Genomic DNA, 17,562 nt, shown 5'->3' on the forward strand with positions numbered 1-17,562 from the left:
CGTCAGCCGCGCGCGTCCCGGCGGCGCGCCGCGAGCAGCGCACCGGCGCCGAGCAGCAGCAGCGCGAGCGCGGCGAGCGCGAGCGGCGCCGTCGACGCACCCGTCACGGCCAGCGCACCCGCGCCGGCCGCGGGGCCGCCGGGCGCGGCGCGCACGACCAGCCCGGTCGCGACCGACCGCAGCGAGCCGTCCGCCGCGGTGCCGTTCAGCTGGGCCGTGTGCAGCCCCGCCGGGATGCCCGCCGGCAGCGCGAGCCGCGCGGCGAACGTGCCGTCGGCGCCCACGGGCACGGTGCCCAGCAGGGTCGGCGTCGAGAACAGCCAGACGTCGACCTCGCTGCCCGGCGCGAACCCGTGGCCGGTGACGGACACGAACCCGCCCTGCTCGACCACGAGCCGGCCCTCGCCGTCCACCGCGAGCGGCGAGCCGTCGGTCTCGAACCCGCGCAGCGACACGCCGAACCCGTCGCCCGCGACGGTGACGCCCTCGGGCCCGGTCGTGAGCGTCGCGGCCACGGGCCGGTCGTCCGAGCGCACGAGCACGGCGCCCGGTGCCACGGTGGGCACCGTCGGCGTCCCGTCGGTGCCGTCGACCGTCACGGGCACGACCGCCGGGGCCGTGGCCGTCCCGGTCCCGGCCGTGCCGGGCCCCGCCGCCGTCACGGCGCGGACCCGGACGTCGTACGCCGTGCCGTTGGTGAGCCGACGCACCACGAACGGCGACCCGTCGACCCGCACCCACGTCGCGCCGCCGTCGACCGTGTACTCGTAGTGCTCGACCGGCGCGCCGCCGTCGGACCCGGGCGCCTCGAACGTCACCGTCAGCGACCGGTTGCCCGGCACGACCGACGTCACGCGCGGCGCGTCGGCGGGGCGAGCGGGCGCGACCTGCACGGGCTCGCTCCACGGGCCCTGGCCCAGGTCGTTCGTCGCGGCCGCGCGGTACCAGGCGGCACCGCCCGTCGCCGGCACGGTGCCCGCCGGGGCGCCCGTCGTCGCGACGTCGGTCCAGGTGCTGCCGTCCGTGCTGCGCTGGACGCGGTAGCCCGTCGCGGTCGGCGTCGGGGACCACGTGAGGGACACCTGCTCGCGCCCGGCGCCGCCGGTCAGGCCCGTGACCTGCCCGGGCACGTCGGCGTCCGACAGCACGACGGTGAACCGCGTCGGGCCGGTGAGGACGTGGCGCTCGTCCGCGGCGCGGACGGTGATCTCGTGCGTTCCGGTGAGCGCGTGCTCGCCCGGCGCGAGGACCTCGTCGCCCAGCAGGTAGACGACGCCCGGGACCGTCGGGACCACGACGCGGTCGCGCACGGTGCCGGGGCGGTCCAGCACGTCGGGGGCGACGGCCGCGACCGGGGTCACGTCGGTGAACGTGAGCGTGAACGCGGTCGGGCCCGTGAGCACGTAGCCCGGCAGCGCGCTCGCCTCGACGACGACCGTGCCGGTCCCCGGGTGGGTGCCGGCCGCGACGGGCGTGCCGTCGACCGAGTACTGCACGCCCTCGACCGACGGGATCGTGTAGGTGTCGTCGGCGGTGCCCGCGGCGTCGGTCCACCCGGGGGCGACCGCGGTGGCCTGCCGCACGTCCGTGAACGTGAGCACCCACTCGGCGGGGCCGGTCAGCACGTGACCCTCGACGGGCTCGGCGGTCACCACGACGGTGCCGGTGCCGGGGTAGGTGCCGGGCGCGACGGGGTTGCCGTCGACGAGGTACTGCACGCCGTCGACGGACGGGATCGTGTAGGTGTCGTCGGCGGTGCCCCACGTGTCCACCTGCGCGGGCTCGGTCGCGGCGACCTGGCGGACGTCGGTGAAGACCAGCTCGAACCGGGTCGGGCCCGTGAGCACGTGGCCGGGCAGCGCGGCCGCCTCGACGACGACCGTGCCGGTGCCGGGGTAGGTGCCGGGCGCGACGGGGCTGCCGTCGACGAGGTACTGCACGCCGTCGACCGACGGGATCGTGTACGTGTCGTCGGCGGTGCCCCACGTGTCGACCTGCGTCGGGGGCGTGGCCGTCACGTGGCGGACGTCGGTGAAGACGAGCGTGAACTCGGTCGCCCCGGTGAGGACGTACCCGGGCAGCGCGGTCGCGGTCACCACGACCGTGCCGGAGCCGGGGTACGTGCCGGCCGCGACCGGGGTGCCGTCGACCGCGTACTGCACGCCCTCGACGGCCGGGACCGTGTACGTGTCGTCGGCGGTCCCGTCGGCGTCGACCTGCGTCGGCGGCTGCGCGGTCACCGTGATCTCCGACGGCGCCTGCTGCGCGCCGGGCCGGCACTGCGTCGCGACGTCCGCGACCGTGCCGACGCGCAGGTTGTCGATGATGACGGCCGAGTCGAGCGTCGCGTCGCTCTGGTCGAACACCGTGAAGAACAGGTCCTGCTGCGTGCCCCCCTGCAGCGGGACCGCGGCCGTGAGCAGCGGCGAGGCGCCGTTGAACACGGTGCCCGCGGCCTCGGCGGCGGGCGACGAGCCGGCGCCGAACAGGCCGGAGTTGATGCTGAGCACGCGGCCCTGCGCGTCGAACGCGAAGTTGTCGGGCGCGACGATCGTGTTGCCCGCGCCGATCGTCCAGGTGCTCTGGCCGACCTCGGCGATGAACGCGTCGTTGTACACGTCGCCCACGTACTGCGGGTACTCCTCGGAGAGGAACCGGAAGCTCACGCCCAGCAGGCAGTTGGCCTGCGCGGGGACGTCGAGCCTGATGCGCAGCGTCGTCACGTCGTAGACGCTGGGCCGCACCGCGGTGGACGACCACGACGTGCTGGCCGCCGTGCCCTGCGCGCCGATCAGCTGGTCCGCACGCCCGGACGACAGCACCACGTACGACCCGCCGGGGCGCGTCGGGAACCCCGCCACCGGGGTCGTCATGACGGCCGCCGACGCGCCGTTCGCCTGGGCGGGCGCCAGCAGCTCGGCCGAGGCGAGCGCGTCCGTGCCGCCCAGCAGGGCCGCCGCGAGCTCGTCCGCGCTCGCGGCCTGCGCGGCCGTGGACGTGACCGCCACCGTCCCCGCGGCGAGCACCGTCGCCACCGTCGTCGTGATCCACCGACGCACTCGCATGCGTCCCTCCGCTCCTCGTCGCTCCCCGGGGCTCGAGGTGCGTCCTCGGCCCCATCGGCGGGGCGGGCTCGCAGGTGAAGGGAGTCGAGCAGGACGTTCGTCCTGGACGGCGAAGAGGGGTGGTAGCACCCAGGGGGCGGAGCGGGCGAACCGGGCGGTCCCGGACAGGGCGAGGGCCCGGAGCCTCCCCGCCCCGGGCCCTCGTCCTCACCGGCGCGCGCGGGCGCGCCGGTCGTCGTGCGGTCAGCGCACGTCGTCGTCCACCCAGTCGAACGACTTCGTGACGGCCTTCTTCCAGAGCCGGTACTGCCGGTCGCGCTCGTCGCCGTCCATCGACGGCTCCCAGCGCTTGTCCTCGGCCCAGTTGTCGATGACGTCCTGCTCGCCCGACCAGTAGCCGACCGCGATGCCGGCGGCGTACGCGGCGCCCAGCGCCGTGGTCTCCGCGACCTGCGGGCGGATCACTGGGACGCCGAGGATGTCGGCCTGGAACTGCATGAGCGCGTCGTTGGCGACCATGCCGCCGTCGACCTTGAGCTCGGTGAGGTCCACCCCCGAGTCCGCGTTCATGGCGTCGAGCACCTCACGCGTCTGGAACGCCGTGGCCTCGAGCGCCGCGCGCGCGATGTGCCCCTTGTTGACGTACCGCGTGAGGCCGACGAGCGCGCCGCGCGCGTCGGAGCGCCAGTACGGCGCGAACAGGCCGGAGAACGCGGGCACGAAGTACGCGCCGCCGTTGTCCTCGACCGTGGCCGCGAGCTGCTCGACCTCGGGGGCGGACGAGATGATGCCCAGGTTGTCGCGCAGCCACTGGATGAGCGACCCCGTCACGGCGATCGACCCCTCGAGCGCGTACACGGTCGGCTGGTCGCCGATCTTGTAGCAGACGGTCGTCAGCAGGCCGTTCTGCGACGAGATCGGCTCGGTGCCCGTGTTGATGAGCATGAAGTTGCCGGTGCCGTACGTGTTCTTGGCGTGCCCCACCTCGAAGCACGCCTGCCCGAACGTCGCGGCCTGCTGGTCGCCCAGGATGCCCGCGATCTTCACGCCCGGCAGGAGACCGCCCTTGCGGCCCTCGCCGTACACCTCGGACGACGAGCGGATCTCGGGGAGCATCGAGACGGGCACGCCCATCTCGCCGGCGATCTCCTCGTTCCACGTGAGCGAGTCGATGTTCATGAGCATGGTGCGCGACGCGTTGGTCGGGTCGGTGACGTGGATGCCGCCGTTGACGCCGCCGGTCATGTTCCACAGCACCCACGAGTCGGTGTTGCCGAACGCGAGCCGCCCGGCCTCCGCCTTCTCGCGCGCACCCTCGACGTTGTCGAGGATCCAGCGGATCTTGGGCCCCGAGAAGTACGTCGCGAGCGGCAGCCCGACCTTGTCCTTGTAGCGCTCGGCGCCGCCTCCCAGCGCCGCGAGCTCGTCGCAGATCTTCTGCGTGCGCGTGTCCTGCCAGACGATCGCGTTGTGCACCGGCTCACCGGTCTCGCGGTCCCACACGACGGCCGTCTCGCGCTGGTTGGTGATGCCGACCGCGGCGATCTGCTCGTGCGTGAGGCTCGCACGGCCCAGGGCCATGCCGACGACCTCGCGCGTGTTGGTCCAGATCTCCGTCGGGTCGTGCTCGACCCACCCGGCCTTGGGGAAGATCTGCTCGTGCTCCTTCTGGCCCACCGAGACGACCTTGCCGGCGTGGTCGAAGATCATGGCGCGGGTCGAGGTGGTGCCCTGGTCGATCGCCAGGACGAACTGGTCGGTCATGCGGGATCCCTCCGTCGGGGCTGACGTGGTGGTGGGGGGGCGGGGTCAGACGATGTACACGCGCGCCAGCAGGCCCGCGAGGATCCCGCCGACGAGCGGGCCGGCGATCGGGACCCAGGCGTACGCCCAGTCGGACGAGCCCTTGCCCTTGATGGGCAGCAGCGCGTGCGCGATGCGCGGGCCGAGGTCACGGGCCGGGTTGATGGCGTAGCCGGTGGGCCCGCCGAGGCTCGCGCCGATGCCGACGACGAGCAGCGCGACGGCCAGCGGCCCGAGCTCGGCGGGGGTCTTGCCGAACGCGAGCACGATGAACACCAGGACGAACGTCGCCAGCACCTCGGTGACGAAGTTCCAGCCGTACGAGCGCAGCTCGGGGCCGGTCGAGAACACGCCCAGCTTCACCGCCGGGTCGGCGTCCTGGTCGAAGTGCTTCTTGTACGCGAGGAACGCCAGGCCGGCGCCGATCGCGGCGCCGAGCATCTGCGCGGTCACGTAGAGGAACCCGTTGGCGGCGGTCACCGGGATGCCCTTGGCGAACTCGTCCGCGCCGGACGCCCAGATGCCGATGGTCACCGCGGGGTTCAGGTGCGCCCCCGACTTGTACGCCGCGTACACACCGGCGAACACACCGAGGCCCCATCCGAAGTTGATGAGCAGCCAGCCACCGCCGAAGCCCTTGGTCTTCGGCAGGATCACGTTCGCCACGACGCCGGCACCCAGCAGCAGGAGCAGGGCGGTGCCGAGCGTCTCCGAGAGGAACGCATCACCGATCGTGTAGTCCACTTCGACCTCTTCCGTCGACGTCGTTGTCACGCGGGCCCCCGCCGCGGGTGGTCACCGTCCGCGAGGGGACGGTGGGCCGGGGGTGCGGTGCGGCGGGGCGCCGCACCCCCGGGGTCTCAGGTGCCGGCCGGGCCGGACGTGCCGCGTCCGGCGGGCGAGCCGGGCTTGGTGCCGGGGTCGACGTCGTCGTCCCCCAGCGGCACGAGCGGAGCGACGTCGGTCGCCCGCAGCCGCACGCGCTCGGCGGACGCGTCGTCGGGCTCGGCCGCCGCGGCGTCCTCGGCCTCGGCGCGCGCGACGTACGCCTCGATCTCGCGGCGCCGCGTCGCGTCGTCCCAGCCCAGCACGGGGGCCAGCAGGTCGGCGATCTCGTCGAGCGCGCCCACGCCCTTGTCGGACTGCTCGTAGTTGAGCCGCGTGCGGTGCATCATCACGTCGTCCAGGTGCAGCGCGCCCTCGTGGCTCGCGGCGTAGACGATCTCGGCGCCGATGTACGCGGGTGCGTGCTGCAGCGGGCGTGCGAGCTCGGGGCGCTCGTCGCACAGGTCCGTGAGCTCCTGCAGCAGCGAGCCGTAGCGGTGCAGCAGGTGGTCCATGCGGGGGCGGTCCCAGCCGTAGCGCGCGGCGATCGCGCGGGACTGGCGCTGCACGACGCGCAGGCCCTCGGCGCCGACCAGCGGCACCTCGTGCGTGATCGACGGCAGCGTCGTGGCGCGCGACCCGAGCGCGAAGTCCACCGCGTCCTTGGCCATGACGCGGTACGTCGTCAGCTTGCCGCCCGCGATGACCGTGAGGCCCGGCGTGGGGGAGGCGACCGTGTGCTCGCGCGACACCTTGGCGGACGACGTGCCCTCCTTGGTGCCCGGCTGCAGCAGCGGCCGCAGGCCGGCCCACGTGCCGATGACGTCGTCACGCGTCAGCGGGCGCGACAGCACCTGGTTGGCGTGGTCGATGACGTAGTCGATGTCGGCGCTCGTCGCGACGGGGTGCGTGAGCTCCTGCTCCCACGGGGTGTCGGTCGTGCCGATCACCCAGTAGCGGGACCACGGGATGATGAACAGCACCGACTTCTCGGTCTGCAGGATCAGGCCCGTGTTGCCCTCGATCCGCTTGCGCGGCACGACGATGTGGATGCCCTTCGAGGCCAGCACGCGCAGACCGCCCTCGCTGCCCGCGAGCGACTCGGTCTGCTCGGTCCACACGCCGGTGGCGTTGATGACCTGGCGGGCGCGGACGGGGATCACCTCGCCCGTCTCGAGGTCCTGCACGCGTGCGCCGGTGACGGCGCCGCCGGCGGTGGTCTCGAGCCCGACGACCTGCGTGCGGGACGCCGCGTGGGCGCCGTAGCTGACGGCCGTGCGGACGAGGGTCTCGACGAGGCGCGCGTCGTCGACGCTCGCGTCCCAGTACCGGACCGCGCCGACCGCCGCGTCGTGCCGCAGGTCGGGGAACAGCCGCTCCATGCCCTTGCGGGTGAGGTGCTGGTGGATCGGCATCGCGCGACGCGTGCCGGAGACGGACGCGAGGGTGTCGTAGAGCGCGACGCCCGCGCCGACGTACGCGCGCTCCCAGACGCGGTTCTCCAGCGGGTAGAGGAAGCTCACGGGCTTGACCAGGTGCGGTGCGATCCGCGTGATCAGCAGGTCGCGCTCGGTGAGCGCCTCGCGCACCAGGTGGAAGTCGAGCATCTGCAGGTAGCGCAGGCCGCCGTGCACGAGCTTGCTCGAGCGGCTCGACGTGCCGGACGCCCAGTCCTGCGCCTCGACGACCGCGGTCGACAGCCCGCGCGTCACGGCGTCGAGCGCGATGCCCGCGCCGGTGACGCCGCCGCCGACCACGAGCACGTCGAGCTCGCCGCCGCCCTCGGAGCTGCGGCGCAGCGCCGCCAGCGCGTCCTGGCGTGCCTGTGCCGTCAGCGGTGCGGTCCTCATGCGGTGGATCCCCTCCCGGGTGGAGCCGTGCGGTCGGACGCGTCGGACGGCGGTGGCCCCCTCGCCCGCCGGGCGCGTCCCGGTTATCGTCATCACGTCCAGAACGGACGCGCAACCGGAGTGCACGAACGTGCAGGGTTGACGGGACCATGGTCCGTACGAGGGGTGGTGCCGGGTGTTCGTGGAGCGGGAGCAGGACGTGCTGCGCGCGGCGTCCATGTACTACCTGCAGGACCTCAAGATGGAGGTCATCGCGCGTCATCTCGGCACCTCGCGCTCGACCGTGTCACGCCTGCTCAAGCGCGCGCGGGAGACCGGGCTCGTCGAGATCACGCTGCGCCCGTCGAGCACGCGCGCCCCCGGTCTCGGTCGCTCGATCTCCGCCGCGTACGGCATCGACACGTACGTCGTGCCCGTGCCCGACTCCGCCGGGTCCGTCGAGCGGCTCGACCAGGTCGCCATGACCGCCGCACGTCTGCTCGCGTCGTGGTTCGACTCCGACATGGTCATGGGCATCGCCTGGGGCACCACGCTCGCGGCCGTGTCGCGGTACCTCGCGCCCAAGCCGACGCGCGGGTCGGCGGTCGTGCAGCTCAACGGCGCCGCGAACATGCGCACGTCGGGCGTCGAGTACGCGTCCGACCTCATCTCGTCCTTCGGGTCGGCGTTCGGCGCGGCCGTGCACCACTTCTCCGTCCCCGCGTTCTTCGACTTCCCCGACACGAAGGCCGCGATGTGGCGCGAACGGTCGGTCAAGCGGGTCCTGGACATGCAGCGCCGCGCCGACATCGCCGTGTTCTCCGCGGGAGCCGTCGCCGGCGCCGTGCCGTCGCACGTCTACTCGGCCGGGTACCTCGACGAGGACGACGTGCGCCGCCTGCACGACGAGGGCGTCGTCGGCGACGTCTGCACGGTCTTCCTGCGCGCCGACGGGTCCTGGCAGGACGTCTCGCTCAACAGCCGCGCGACCGGCCCCACGCCCGACGAGCTGCAGCGCGTGCCGCGGCGCGTGTGCGTCGTCGCCGGCGACAACAAGGTCGCGCCGCTGCTGGCCGCGCTGCGCGCCGACGTCGTCACCGACCTCGTCGTCGACGAGGTCACCGCCACCGCGCTCGTCGAGGCCGCGTCGTCGCGCCCCCACGCGCACCCGCGCCGCCCCTGACCCACCCACCCGCCGGTCCGCTGCCCCCATCCCGCCTCCGGTCCCACCCACCGGTCTCACTCCTCCGGCGAACGCGGGGTTCGTCCGGTGCCGGGCCGCGCAGACCGGCCGAACCCCGCGTTCGACCCGTGGGACAGACGGGGTCGGGACCGTGCGGGGCGGCCCGGCGCGTGCACGTCCGTGCGTAGGTTGGGGGGCGTGAGCGAACCCGCCCCCGTCGACGTCGTGCCGGCCCTGCCCGCCGACGTCCGCGCGATCCACCGGCTCGTCGAGCCCTACGCGCACGAGCGCATCCTGCTGGCCAAGGAGTGGGTCGGCTACTACGAGGCCGTGCAGGAGTTCCTCGTCGCGCGCCCCGCCGACGGCGGCGACGTGGTCGGCTGCGGTGCGCTGCACGTCATGTGGGAGGACCTCGCCGAGATCCGCACGCTCGCGGTCGCACCCGAGTACCGCGGGCGGGCCGTCGGCCACGCGCTCGTCGACGGGCTCGTCGACCGTGCGCGCCGGCTCGGGCTGCGGCGCGTGTTCTGCCTGACGTTCGAGGTCGAGTTCTTCCGCCGCCACGGGTTCGTCGAGATCGACGGGACCCCCGTGCCGCCCGACGTCTACGCCGAGCTGCTGCGGTCGCACGACGACGGCGTCGCGGAGTTCCTCGACCTCGCACGGGTCAAGCCGAACACCCTGGGCAACACCCGCATGCTCCTCGAGCTCTGACGGGTCGGCTCGCCCGCCCGGCGCCACGGGTCCGCCCCGCAGCCGCCCGCCGCCGAACGCGGGGTACGGCCCGTCCTCGACGCCCGTCACCGGCGAGACCCCGCGTTCGGCGGCCGGGATCGTGGTGGTGTGCGAGGACCGCAGGTGGGGGGCGGGGTGGCGGTGGTGCGCGGGGTGGCCGGGGGTGACGCTCAGCCGGGGAGGCGGTACGTCGTCGCCGACGGGTCCGGGTCGTCGCCCGGTGCGACGTCCCGCGCGACTAGACCGTCCGCGACCAGGCCGTCGAGGCACCGCGCGAGCTGCGCGGCGTCCGGCCACACGGCCGCGACCGCGTCGTGCGGCACGGGGGCGATCGCCTCGCGCAGCAGCGCCATCACTCGGCCGCGGGCCTGCCGGTCGGTGCCGGACCACGCCTGCGTGCGGCGCCGGTGCGCGTGCGCGTCGACGGGCCGTCCCGCGGCGAGCCAGCGGCAGCGGTCCGCCACCGGGCACGCGTCGCACCGCGGCGCGCGCGCCGTGCAGACCAACGCGCCCAGCTCCATCGACGCGGCCGCCCAGCGGGCCGCCGCGTCGTCGTCGTCGGGCACCCACGCGGCCGCCGCGCGTGTCTCGGCGACCGTCTGGGCCGGCGCCGGGAGCGCCTCGCCGGCCGCCACGCGCGCGAGCACCCGCCGCACGTTGGTGTCGAGCACGACCGAGCGGCGTCCGAACGCGAACGCGCGGACCGCCGCGGCGGTGTAGGCGCCGACGCCCGGCAGCGCGAGCAGCGCCGCCTCGTCGTCCGGGAGGTCGCCGCCGTGCCGCTCGACGACCGTGCGCGCGCACTCCTGCAGCCGCAGCGCCCGCCGCGGGTACCCCAGGCGGTCCCACGCCCGCAGCACGTCGGCCGTGGGCGCGGCCGCGAGGTCCGCGGGCGTCGGCCACCGGTCCATCCACGCGCGCCACGCCGGCTCCACGCGCACCACGGGCGTCTGCTGGAGCATGACCTCGCTCACCAGGACGCCCCACGGCGTGCGGTCGCGAGCACGCCAGGGCAGGTCGCGCGCGTGCACGTCGAACCACGCCACGACGTCGCGTCGGACGTCGGCGGCGAGCGGGTCGGGGTCGGCGGCGAGCACGCCTCATGGTGCCCGGCGGCGCGAGGCGGGCCAACTTCGGCCGCGACCGAGCGGCACGGCGGCGCGGTGCGGCACGGCGGCGCGCCCGTGCCGTGCGACGGTCCGGGGACACGCACCTGCCGTGCCGGCGCGGCGCCGTCCTCCCGTGCGGTGCGCGCCACCGGCGGCGGGGAGGCGCTCCACGACGCCGGACCAGCGTCCACGATGTGGACGACCGTCCGGGCCGGGGCGCGTGTCGCCACGGCCACGCGCGTCGTGGACGGCGCGCGGGCCGCGGGCCTCGTACCGTGGTCGCCGCAGCCGCGGCCCCGCGGGAGGCGCGACCCGGGAGGACACGATGGACGACCGCGACCGCCGGCGCCCCGCCGGCACGGGTGCGGTGCGCCGCGTCCCGCCGCCGCGCCCGCCCGTGCGCGTGTTCTGGATCCGGCGCTTCGTGGTGCTGGGCCTGCCGCTCGTCGCGATCGTGCTGCTCGTGGCGTGGCTGCTCAACCGCGGCGGCGACGACCCCACGCCCGCGGCCGCCGTCGAGCCGCCGGCCGCCACGCCCACCCCGTCACCCACCGCCGAGGACGCCGCGGGCGGCGTCGCCACGTGCGACCCCGCGTCGCTCGCGCTGACCGTCGCCCCGGGCGGCGAGGCGTTCGCGGCCGACGTCGACCCGACGTTCGAGGTGACCGTGACGAACTCCGGTGCGGCACCCTGCCTGGTCGACGCGGGTGACGCGCACCAGGAGGTCGTCATCACGTCGGGCGAGGACCGCGTGTGGTCGAGCCTCGACTGCGCGGGCGAGGACGCCGCCACGCGCACGCTGCTGCTGCCGGCCGGCGAGTCGGACGTGTCGGCCCTGACCTGGACGCGCGTGCGCTCGGCCGAGGGCTGCCCCGGGGGGCTGCCGTCGCCGCAGCCCGGCACGTACTCGGTGACCGTGGCGCTCCAGGGCGCGACGTCACCGGCCGCGGTGTTCGGCCTGGGCTGACGGGTCGCGGGGCGGCACGTCGCCGGGTCGGCGTGCCGCGGGCACGGCGCCGCCGCGGTCAGACGTAGCGCTCGAGGATGCTCGACTCGGCGAGCCGCGACAGACCCTCCCGGACCGAGCGGGCGCGCTGCTCGCCCACGCCGTCGACGGCCATGAGGTCCTCGATGGTGGCCGCGAGGAGCTTCTGCAGGCCGCCGAAGTGGTCGACGAGCCGGTCGACCACGGGACGGGGCAGGCGCGGCACCTTCGACAGCAGACGGTAGCCGCGGGGACCCACGGCCGCGTCGAGCTCCTCGCCGCCGCCGGGCAGCCCCAGCACGCGCGCGATGTGCGCGATGTCGAGCAGCTGGGTCGAGTCCAGCTCGGCGAGCGCGTCGGGCACGGTCTCGACCGCGCGCCGCGTGGTGTCGACGTAGTCGCGGATCACGAGCTCGCGCTCGGTGCCCACGCCGCCGACGAGCTCGTCGAGCTGGAGCGTGAGCAGACGGCCGTCGCTGCCGAGCTCGACGACGTACCCGGCGATCTCGTCGGAGATGCGGCGCACCATCTCGAGCCGCTGCACGACGGCGGAGACGTCGCGGACGGTGACGAGGTCCTCGATCTCGAGCGCCGACAGCGTGCCGCTGACCTCGTCGAGGCGGGCCTTGTACCGCTCGAGCGTCGCGAGGGCCTGGTTGGCGCGCGACAGGATGGTGGGGGAGTCCTCGAGCACGTGCCGCTGGTCGCCCACGTAGAGCTGGATGATGCGCATCGACGCGGACACCGAGATCACGGGCAGCCCCGTCTGGCGCGCGACGCGCTCGGCGGTGCGGTGCCGCGTGCCGGACTCGGTCGTGGGGATCGACGAGTCGGGCAGCAGCTGCACGGCGGCGCGGACGATGCGGTCGCGCACGGGGTCGATGACCACGGCGCCGTCCATCTTGGCGAGCTCGCGCAGGCGGGTCGCGGAGAACTCGACGTCGAGCACGAACCCGCCGGAGCAGATCGAGTCGACCGTCTCGTCCATCCCGAGCACGATGAGCGCGCCCGTGCGGCCGCGCAGGATCCGCTCGAGACCGTCGCGCAGCTCGGAGCCGGGCGCGACCGCGGCGAGCGTCGACCTCAGCAGGTCGTCCTGGTGGTGCGGGTGCGGCACGCGTGAATCGTATCGGTGGCGCGACGGATCGGCCGAGACCTTGGCCACGGGTGTCTCACCTGCCGACCTGCGCGCGAGGGGCCCGCGTCACCGTGAGCCGTCGGCCGGGTCCTGGGGCGCCAGGCCCGCGAGCACGGCCGCGGCGAGGTCGGGGGCCTCGACGACCCGCAGCCCGTCGGGCACCGCGACCTCGGCGAGCGTGCCCGCGGGCACGACGGCGCGCGAGCAGCCCAGCCGAGCGGCCTCGGCGAGCCGCCGTCCGACGCCGGGCACGGGGCGGATCTCGCCCGCGAGCCCGACCTCGCCGACCGCGACGAGGCCCGCGTGGACCGGGACGTTCTCGCGCCCGCTGACGGCGGCGAGCGCGAGCGCGAGGTCGGCGGCGGGCTCGACGACGCGCGCGCCGCCGACGGTCGACACGTAGACGTCCTGGTCGGCGAGCCGTGCGCCGAGCCGCCGCTGCAGGACCGCGAGGACCATCGCGAGGCGGCTGCCGTCGACGCCGCTCGTGGTGCGCCGCGGGTTGGGCACGACGCTCGGTGCGACGAGCGCCTGCACCTCGGCCGCGAGCGGGCGGCGGCCCTCGAGCGTCACCGTGAGGCACGTGCCCGGCACGTCGCTGACGAGGCGCGAGGTGAACAGCCCCGACGGGTCGGCCAGGCCGACGATGCCGTGCTCCGACAGGTCGAAGCAGCCGACCTCGTCGGTGGGGCCGTAGCGGTTCTTGGTCGCGCGCAGCAGCCGCAGGCGCGAGTGGCGCTCGCCCTCGAACTGGCACACGACGTCGACGAGGTGCTCGAGCGTGCGCGGGCCGGCGACCGAGCCGTCCTTCGTCACGTGCCCGACCAGCACGACGGGCAGCGCGCGCGACTTGGCCGCCGTGATGAGGGCGGCCGTGACCTCGCGGACCTGCGAGACGCCACCGGGTGCGCCGTCGACCTGCGCGCTCGAGACGGTCTGCACCGAGTCGAGGACCAGCAGGTCGGGGTCGACGGCCTCGACGTGGCCGAGCACGGTGCCGAGGTCGGTCTCGGCCGCGAGCAGCAGCGCCGGGTCGAGCGCGTGGATGCGACCGGCGCGCAGCCGCACCTGCGCCGCGGACTCCTCGCCCGTCACGTAGAGCACGCGCCGGCCCGTGCGCGCGGCGCGCGCCGCGACGTCGAGCAGCAGCGTCGACTTGCCGACGCCGGGCTCGCCCGCGAGCAGCACCACGGCGCCGGGCACGAGCCCGCCGCCGAGCACGCGGTCGAGCTCGTCGACGCCCGTGGGGCGTGCGGCGGCGGACTCGACGTCGATCTCGTGGATGGGGCGCGCGGGGTTGCGCGTGGGGGCGACGGCGACCGTGCGCGGGCCGCCCGAGCCGGGGCCGGCGTCCTCGACGACCGAGCCCCACTCCTGGCACTCGCCGCAGCGGCCGACCCACTTGGTGGCGGTCCAGCCGCACTCGGTGCAGCGGAAGCCGGGGCGCTCGGCGGACTTGTCGGCGGTGCGCGCGCGGCGGGTCGTCGTCTGGCTCACGGCGTGCACGCTACGGCCAGGCGCCGACATCGCCCGCGTGGGCTCGGCGTGAGGGGGTTGCCCGCAGGCTGAACCAGCGTTTAGTCTACTGAACATGCGATCAGCCGACGACCTCACGGCACGTGCCCGCATCCGCGACGCCGCGATGCTGCGCTTCGGCCGCGACGGCTTCGGCGTCGGCGTGCGGCAGGTCGCGGCCGACGCCGGCGTCAGCCCCGCCCTCGTCCTCCACCACTTCGGCTCCAAGGACGGCCTGCGCGCCGCGTGCGACGAGCACGCGCACGACGCGCTCGTCGCCGCGAAGACCGACGCGATGGCGCAGCCCGCCACGACCGTGCTCGCCCAGCTCGCCGCCATGGACCGGTACGCGCCGCTCGTCGCCTACCTGTTCCGCGTCGTGCTCGACGGCGGCCCCGCCGCCGCGCGGTTCGTCGACGGCATGGTCGACGACACGCTCACCTACCTCGCCGAGGGTGAGCGGGCCGGCGTCGTCCGCCCGACCGAGGACCCGCAGGGCCGCGCGCGCTACGTCGTCGCCGCGCAGCTCGGGCTCCTGCTCGTCACGCAGCTCGACGCCGCGGCCGGGCGCGCACCGTCCCCGACGGCCGAGCCGGCCGCCGCGCTCACGCACATGGCCCGCACCACCGCGCACGCGAGCCTCGAGCTCTACACGCACGGCCTGTTCGCCGACAGCACCTACCTCGACGCGTGGCGCGCCACGCAGGAGCGACCCGAGCCGCCCGTCGACCCCACCACCCACCAGGAGCAGCCATGACCGACGCGATCGCCGTGCGCGGCCTGGTCAAGACGTTCGGGCGCCGCCGCGCGCTCGACGGCCTCGACCTCACCGTCCGCACGGGCGAGGTGCACGGGTTCCTCGGGCCCAACGGCGCCGGCAAGTCGACCACCGTGCGGGTGCTGCTCGGGCTGCTGCGCGCCGACGCGGGCGACGTCGCGCTGCTGGGCGGCGACTCGTGGCGCGACCCCGTGGCGCTGCACCGGCGCCTCGCGTACGTGCCCGGCGACGTCACGCTCTGGCCGCAGCTCACGGGCGGCGAGACGATCGACCTGCTCGGGCGGCTGCGCGGCGGCCTCGATCCGCGCCGGCGCGACGAGCTCGTCGAGCGGTTCGAGCTCGACCCGCGCGTGCGCGCCCGCGCCTACTCCAAGGGCAACCGCCAGAAGGTCGCGCTCGTCGCGGCGCTCGCCGCCGACGTCGAGCTGCTGCTCATGGACGAGCCCACGTCGGGCCTGGACCCCCTCATGGGTGCCGTGTTCCAGGAGGTCGTGCGCGAGGCGGCCGCCGACGGGCGCACCGTGCTGCTCTCGAGCCACGTGCTCGCCGAGGTCGAGGCGCTCGCGGCCCGCGTGACGATCATCCGTCGCGGCCGCGCCGTGAGCACCGGCACGCTCGACGACCTGCGCGGCCTCACGCGCACGACCGTCGTCGCGGGCCTCGCCGACGCCGCGGGCGCGCGCACCGCGCTCGACGGGCTCGCGGGCGTGCACCACGTGCGGGTCGACGACGACCGCGTGACCCTCGCCGCCGACGCGCCCGCGCTCGACGCCGTCCTGGGCGTCCTCGCGGCGCACGGCGTGCGGTCCGTGACGGCGCACCCGCCGACGCTCGAGGACCTGTTCCTGCGCGAGTACAGCGACGAGCTCGCGACGCTCGGCGTGGGGGAGCGGTGACCACCACGGCGTCGCGGCGGTCGGCACCCGGTCGGGTCGCGCCCGCGCCGCACGGTCCGCTGGCCGGCACGGGACGGCTGCTGCGCCTCGCGCTGCGCGCCGACCGCTGGACCGCCGCCGTCTGGGCCGTCGCGGTCGCGGGCACGGCCCAGGTCTCGGTCGTCGGGCTCGCCGGCCTGTACGCGACGCCCGCCGACCTCGCGGCCCGGGCCGCGCTCATCGCGTCGCCCGCCGCGACCGCGCTCGCGGGTCCGGGCTACGGGCTCGACGACTACACGCTCGGCGCGATGACCGCGAACGAGCTCGGCGTCTGGCTCGCCGTGCCGGTGGCGATCATGGCCGTGCTCGCCGTCGTGCGGCACCTGCGCGCACCCGAGGAGGACGGGCGTCTCGAGCTCGTCCGGTCGCAGCCCGTGGGGCGCGCGGCGCCCGTCGCGGCCGGTCTGCTCGCGACGGCGTCGGAGGTGCTCGCGGTCGGCGTGCTGCTGCTCGCCGCGCTGCTCACGACCGAGCTCGACCCCGCCGGGTCGGCGCTGCTCGTGGCGTCGGTCGTCGCGGCCGCGCTCGTGGTGGCCGCGGCGACGGCCGTCGCGGCGCAGCTCACCACGCACGCGCGCACGACGAACGCGCTCGGCCTCGCCGTGGTCGGCGTCGCGTTCGTGCTGCGCGCGGTCGGCGACGTGCAAGGTCCGCGCAGCACGAGCGCGTGGTCGTGGCTCTCGCCGTTCGGGTGGTCGCAGGCCACCGCGCCCTACACGCTCGACCGCTGGTGGCCGCTGGGCGTCAGCGCCGCGGCGGCGGCCGCGTGCGTGGCGCTCGCGGCCGTGCTCGTGCGACGCCGCGACCTGGGGACGGGTCTCCTGCCGGACCGCCCGGGTCCGGCGCGCGGCCGGGTCGGTGGGCTGGTGGGCCTGACGTGGCGGCGGCAGCGGACGTCCGTGCTCGCGTGGGGCGCGGGCGTCGTGCTGACCGCGGGGCTCGTCGGCGTGCTCGCGTCCGCGGTCGTGCGGTTCGTGCGCGACGAGCCGTCCCTGTCGGTGCTGCTGGGTGACCCGGGCGACGCCGTCGCCGCGGTCTTCGGCCTGTACGTCGTGTTCGTCGCCGTGCTGGCCGGCGCGTACGCCGCGACGGCGGTCGGGGCCGCACGCGCCGACGAGCGCGCGGGCCGCGCGACGGCCGTCCTCGCGCTGCCCGTCGGGCGCGTGCGCTGGCTCGGCACGCAGGTCGCGCTCGCGGCCGGCGCCGCGACGACCATGATGCTGCTGGCCGGGCTCGTGATGGGTGCCGGTGCGGCGCTCACGCTCGACGACGCGTCGCAGGTCGGCCGCCTGCTCGTTGCCGCGGCCGGCACCGTGCCGGGCGTGCTCGTCGTGCTGGGCGTCGCGACCGCCCTCGTCGGGCTCGTGCCGCGCGCGTCCGGCGTGGTGTGGTCGTACGTCGCGTACACGGGCACGGTCGGGATGTTCGCCGCGCTGCTGCCCGCGGGTGCCGACGCGCTCTCGCCGTTCGCGCACCTCACGTCGCGGCCGGGCGAGCCGCTGGACGCCGGCGCCGCGGTCGCGGTCACGGCCGTCGCCGCGCTGCTGGTCGGCGCGGGCCTGCTCGGCGTCCGCCGGCGCGACCTCGACGCGTGACGACGAGGGGCGACCGTGCCTGGGTAGGCTGCGCCCTGGTCCGGCAGCCGTCGGCCGCGACACCGAG

The 17,562-nt window shown here is 75.6% G+C and carries 13 protein-coding genes; 6 read left to right on the forward strand and 7 right to left on the reverse strand.

The features are described from left to right. Window positions 1-2: 2 nt before the first annotated feature. From GY42_RS15470 to GY42_RS15485, 4 genes are all read right to left on the reverse strand, one after another. Window positions 3-3,065, reverse strand: coding sequence for a fibronectin type III domain-containing protein (locus tag GY42_RS15470; RefSeq protein ID WP_152667350.1), 3,063 nt, complete (start codon window positions 3,063-3,065; stop codon window positions 3-5). Between the two features lie 243 nt (window positions 3,066-3,308). After that, window positions 3,309-4,829 (reverse strand): glycerol kinase GlpK, encoded by a 1,521-nt coding sequence (glpK, locus tag GY42_RS15475; protein WP_046529998.1) that lies wholly within the window; start codon window positions 4,827-4,829, stop codon window positions 3,309-3,311. Window positions 4,830-4,874: 45 nt separating this feature from the next. Further along, window positions 4,875-5,612 carry an MIP/aquaporin family protein gene (locus GY42_RS15480; protein ID WP_046529999.1) on the reverse strand — a complete coding sequence of 246 codons (738 nt, stop codon included), beginning with the start codon at window positions 5,610-5,612 and terminating at the stop codon, window positions 4,875-4,877. Between the two features lie 116 nt (window positions 5,613-5,728). Continuing rightward, window positions 5,729-7,543: a glycerol-3-phosphate dehydrogenase/oxidase gene (locus GY42_RS15485; RefSeq protein ID WP_046530000.1), complete on the reverse strand. Its 1,815-nt coding sequence runs from the start codon at window positions 7,541-7,543 to the stop codon at window positions 5,729-5,731. A gap of 175 nt (window positions 7,544-7,718) precedes the next feature. On the opposite strand from GY42_RS15485, the gene GY42_RS15490 reads away from it, so the two are divergent. Beyond that, entirely contained in the window at window positions 7,719-8,705 is a 987-nt protein-coding gene (locus GY42_RS15490; RefSeq protein ID WP_082131594.1) for a sugar-binding transcriptional regulator, read from the forward strand. Window positions 8,706-8,903: 198 nt separating this feature from the next. After that, on the forward strand, window positions 8,904-9,419 hold the full coding sequence (locus GY42_RS15495; RefSeq protein WP_046530001.1) for an amino-acid N-acetyltransferase: 516 nt from the start codon (window positions 8,904-8,906) through the stop codon (window positions 9,417-9,419). 191 nt (window positions 9,420-9,610) lie between these two features. On the opposite strand, the gene GY42_RS15500 is transcribed toward GY42_RS15495, so the two are convergent. Continuing rightward, entirely contained in the window at window positions 9,611-10,537 is a 927-nt protein-coding gene (locus tag GY42_RS15500) for an A/G-specific adenine glycosylase (RefSeq protein WP_046530002.1), read from the reverse strand. 337 nt (window positions 10,538-10,874) lie between these two features. Between GY42_RS15500 and GY42_RS15505 the strand changes: the two genes are divergently transcribed. Further along, the gene (locus GY42_RS15505; protein ID WP_046530003.1) at window positions 10,875-11,516 is read left to right on the forward strand and encodes a hypothetical protein; all 642 of its coding nucleotides are present in this window, start codon (window positions 10,875-10,877) and stop codon (window positions 11,514-11,516) included. Between the two features lie 58 nt (window positions 11,517-11,574). On the opposite strand, the gene disA is transcribed toward GY42_RS15505, so the two are convergent. Further along, the gene (gene disA / locus GY42_RS15510; RefSeq protein WP_046530004.1) at window positions 11,575-12,651 is read right to left on the reverse strand and encodes a DNA integrity scanning diadenylate cyclase DisA; all 1,077 of its coding nucleotides are present in this window, start codon (window positions 12,649-12,651) and stop codon (window positions 11,575-11,577) included. 87 nt (window positions 12,652-12,738) lie between these two features. Continuing rightward, window positions 12,739-14,169, reverse strand: coding sequence for a DNA repair protein RadA (radA, locus tag GY42_RS15515; protein WP_087509323.1), 1,431 nt, complete (start codon window positions 14,167-14,169; stop codon window positions 12,739-12,741). Between the two features lie 94 nt (window positions 14,170-14,263). Here radA and GY42_RS15520 point away from each other — a divergent pair, with 94 nt between their 5' ends. From GY42_RS15520 to GY42_RS15530, 3 genes are read left to right on the forward strand one after another with little or no spacing between them, the layout of a single operon-like run. Further along, window positions 14,264-14,944: a TetR/AcrR family transcriptional regulator gene (locus tag GY42_RS15520; protein ID WP_046530006.1), complete on the forward strand. Its 681-nt coding sequence runs from the start codon at window positions 14,264-14,266 to the stop codon at window positions 14,942-14,944. Next, a complete protein-coding gene (locus tag GY42_RS15525; RefSeq protein WP_046530007.1) occupies window positions 14,941-15,861 on the forward strand; it encodes an ABC transporter ATP-binding protein in 921 nt (306 codons plus the stop codon). The genes GY42_RS15520 and GY42_RS15525 overlap by 4 nt, the downstream gene beginning before the upstream one ends. After that, window positions 15,858-17,495 (forward strand): ABC transporter permease, encoded by a 1,638-nt coding sequence (locus GY42_RS15530; RefSeq protein WP_046530008.1) that lies wholly within the window; start codon window positions 15,858-15,860, stop codon window positions 17,493-17,495. The genes GY42_RS15525 and GY42_RS15530 overlap by 4 nt, the downstream gene beginning before the upstream one ends. The last annotated feature ends 67 nt before the right edge of the window (window positions 17,496-17,562 follow it).

Origin of the sequence: Cellulomonas sp. FA1 (genome assembly GCF_000986825.1) — a bacterium.
Taxonomy (GTDB): Bacteria; Actinomycetota; Actinomycetes; order Actinomycetales; family Cellulomonadaceae; genus Cellulomonas; species Cellulomonas iranensis.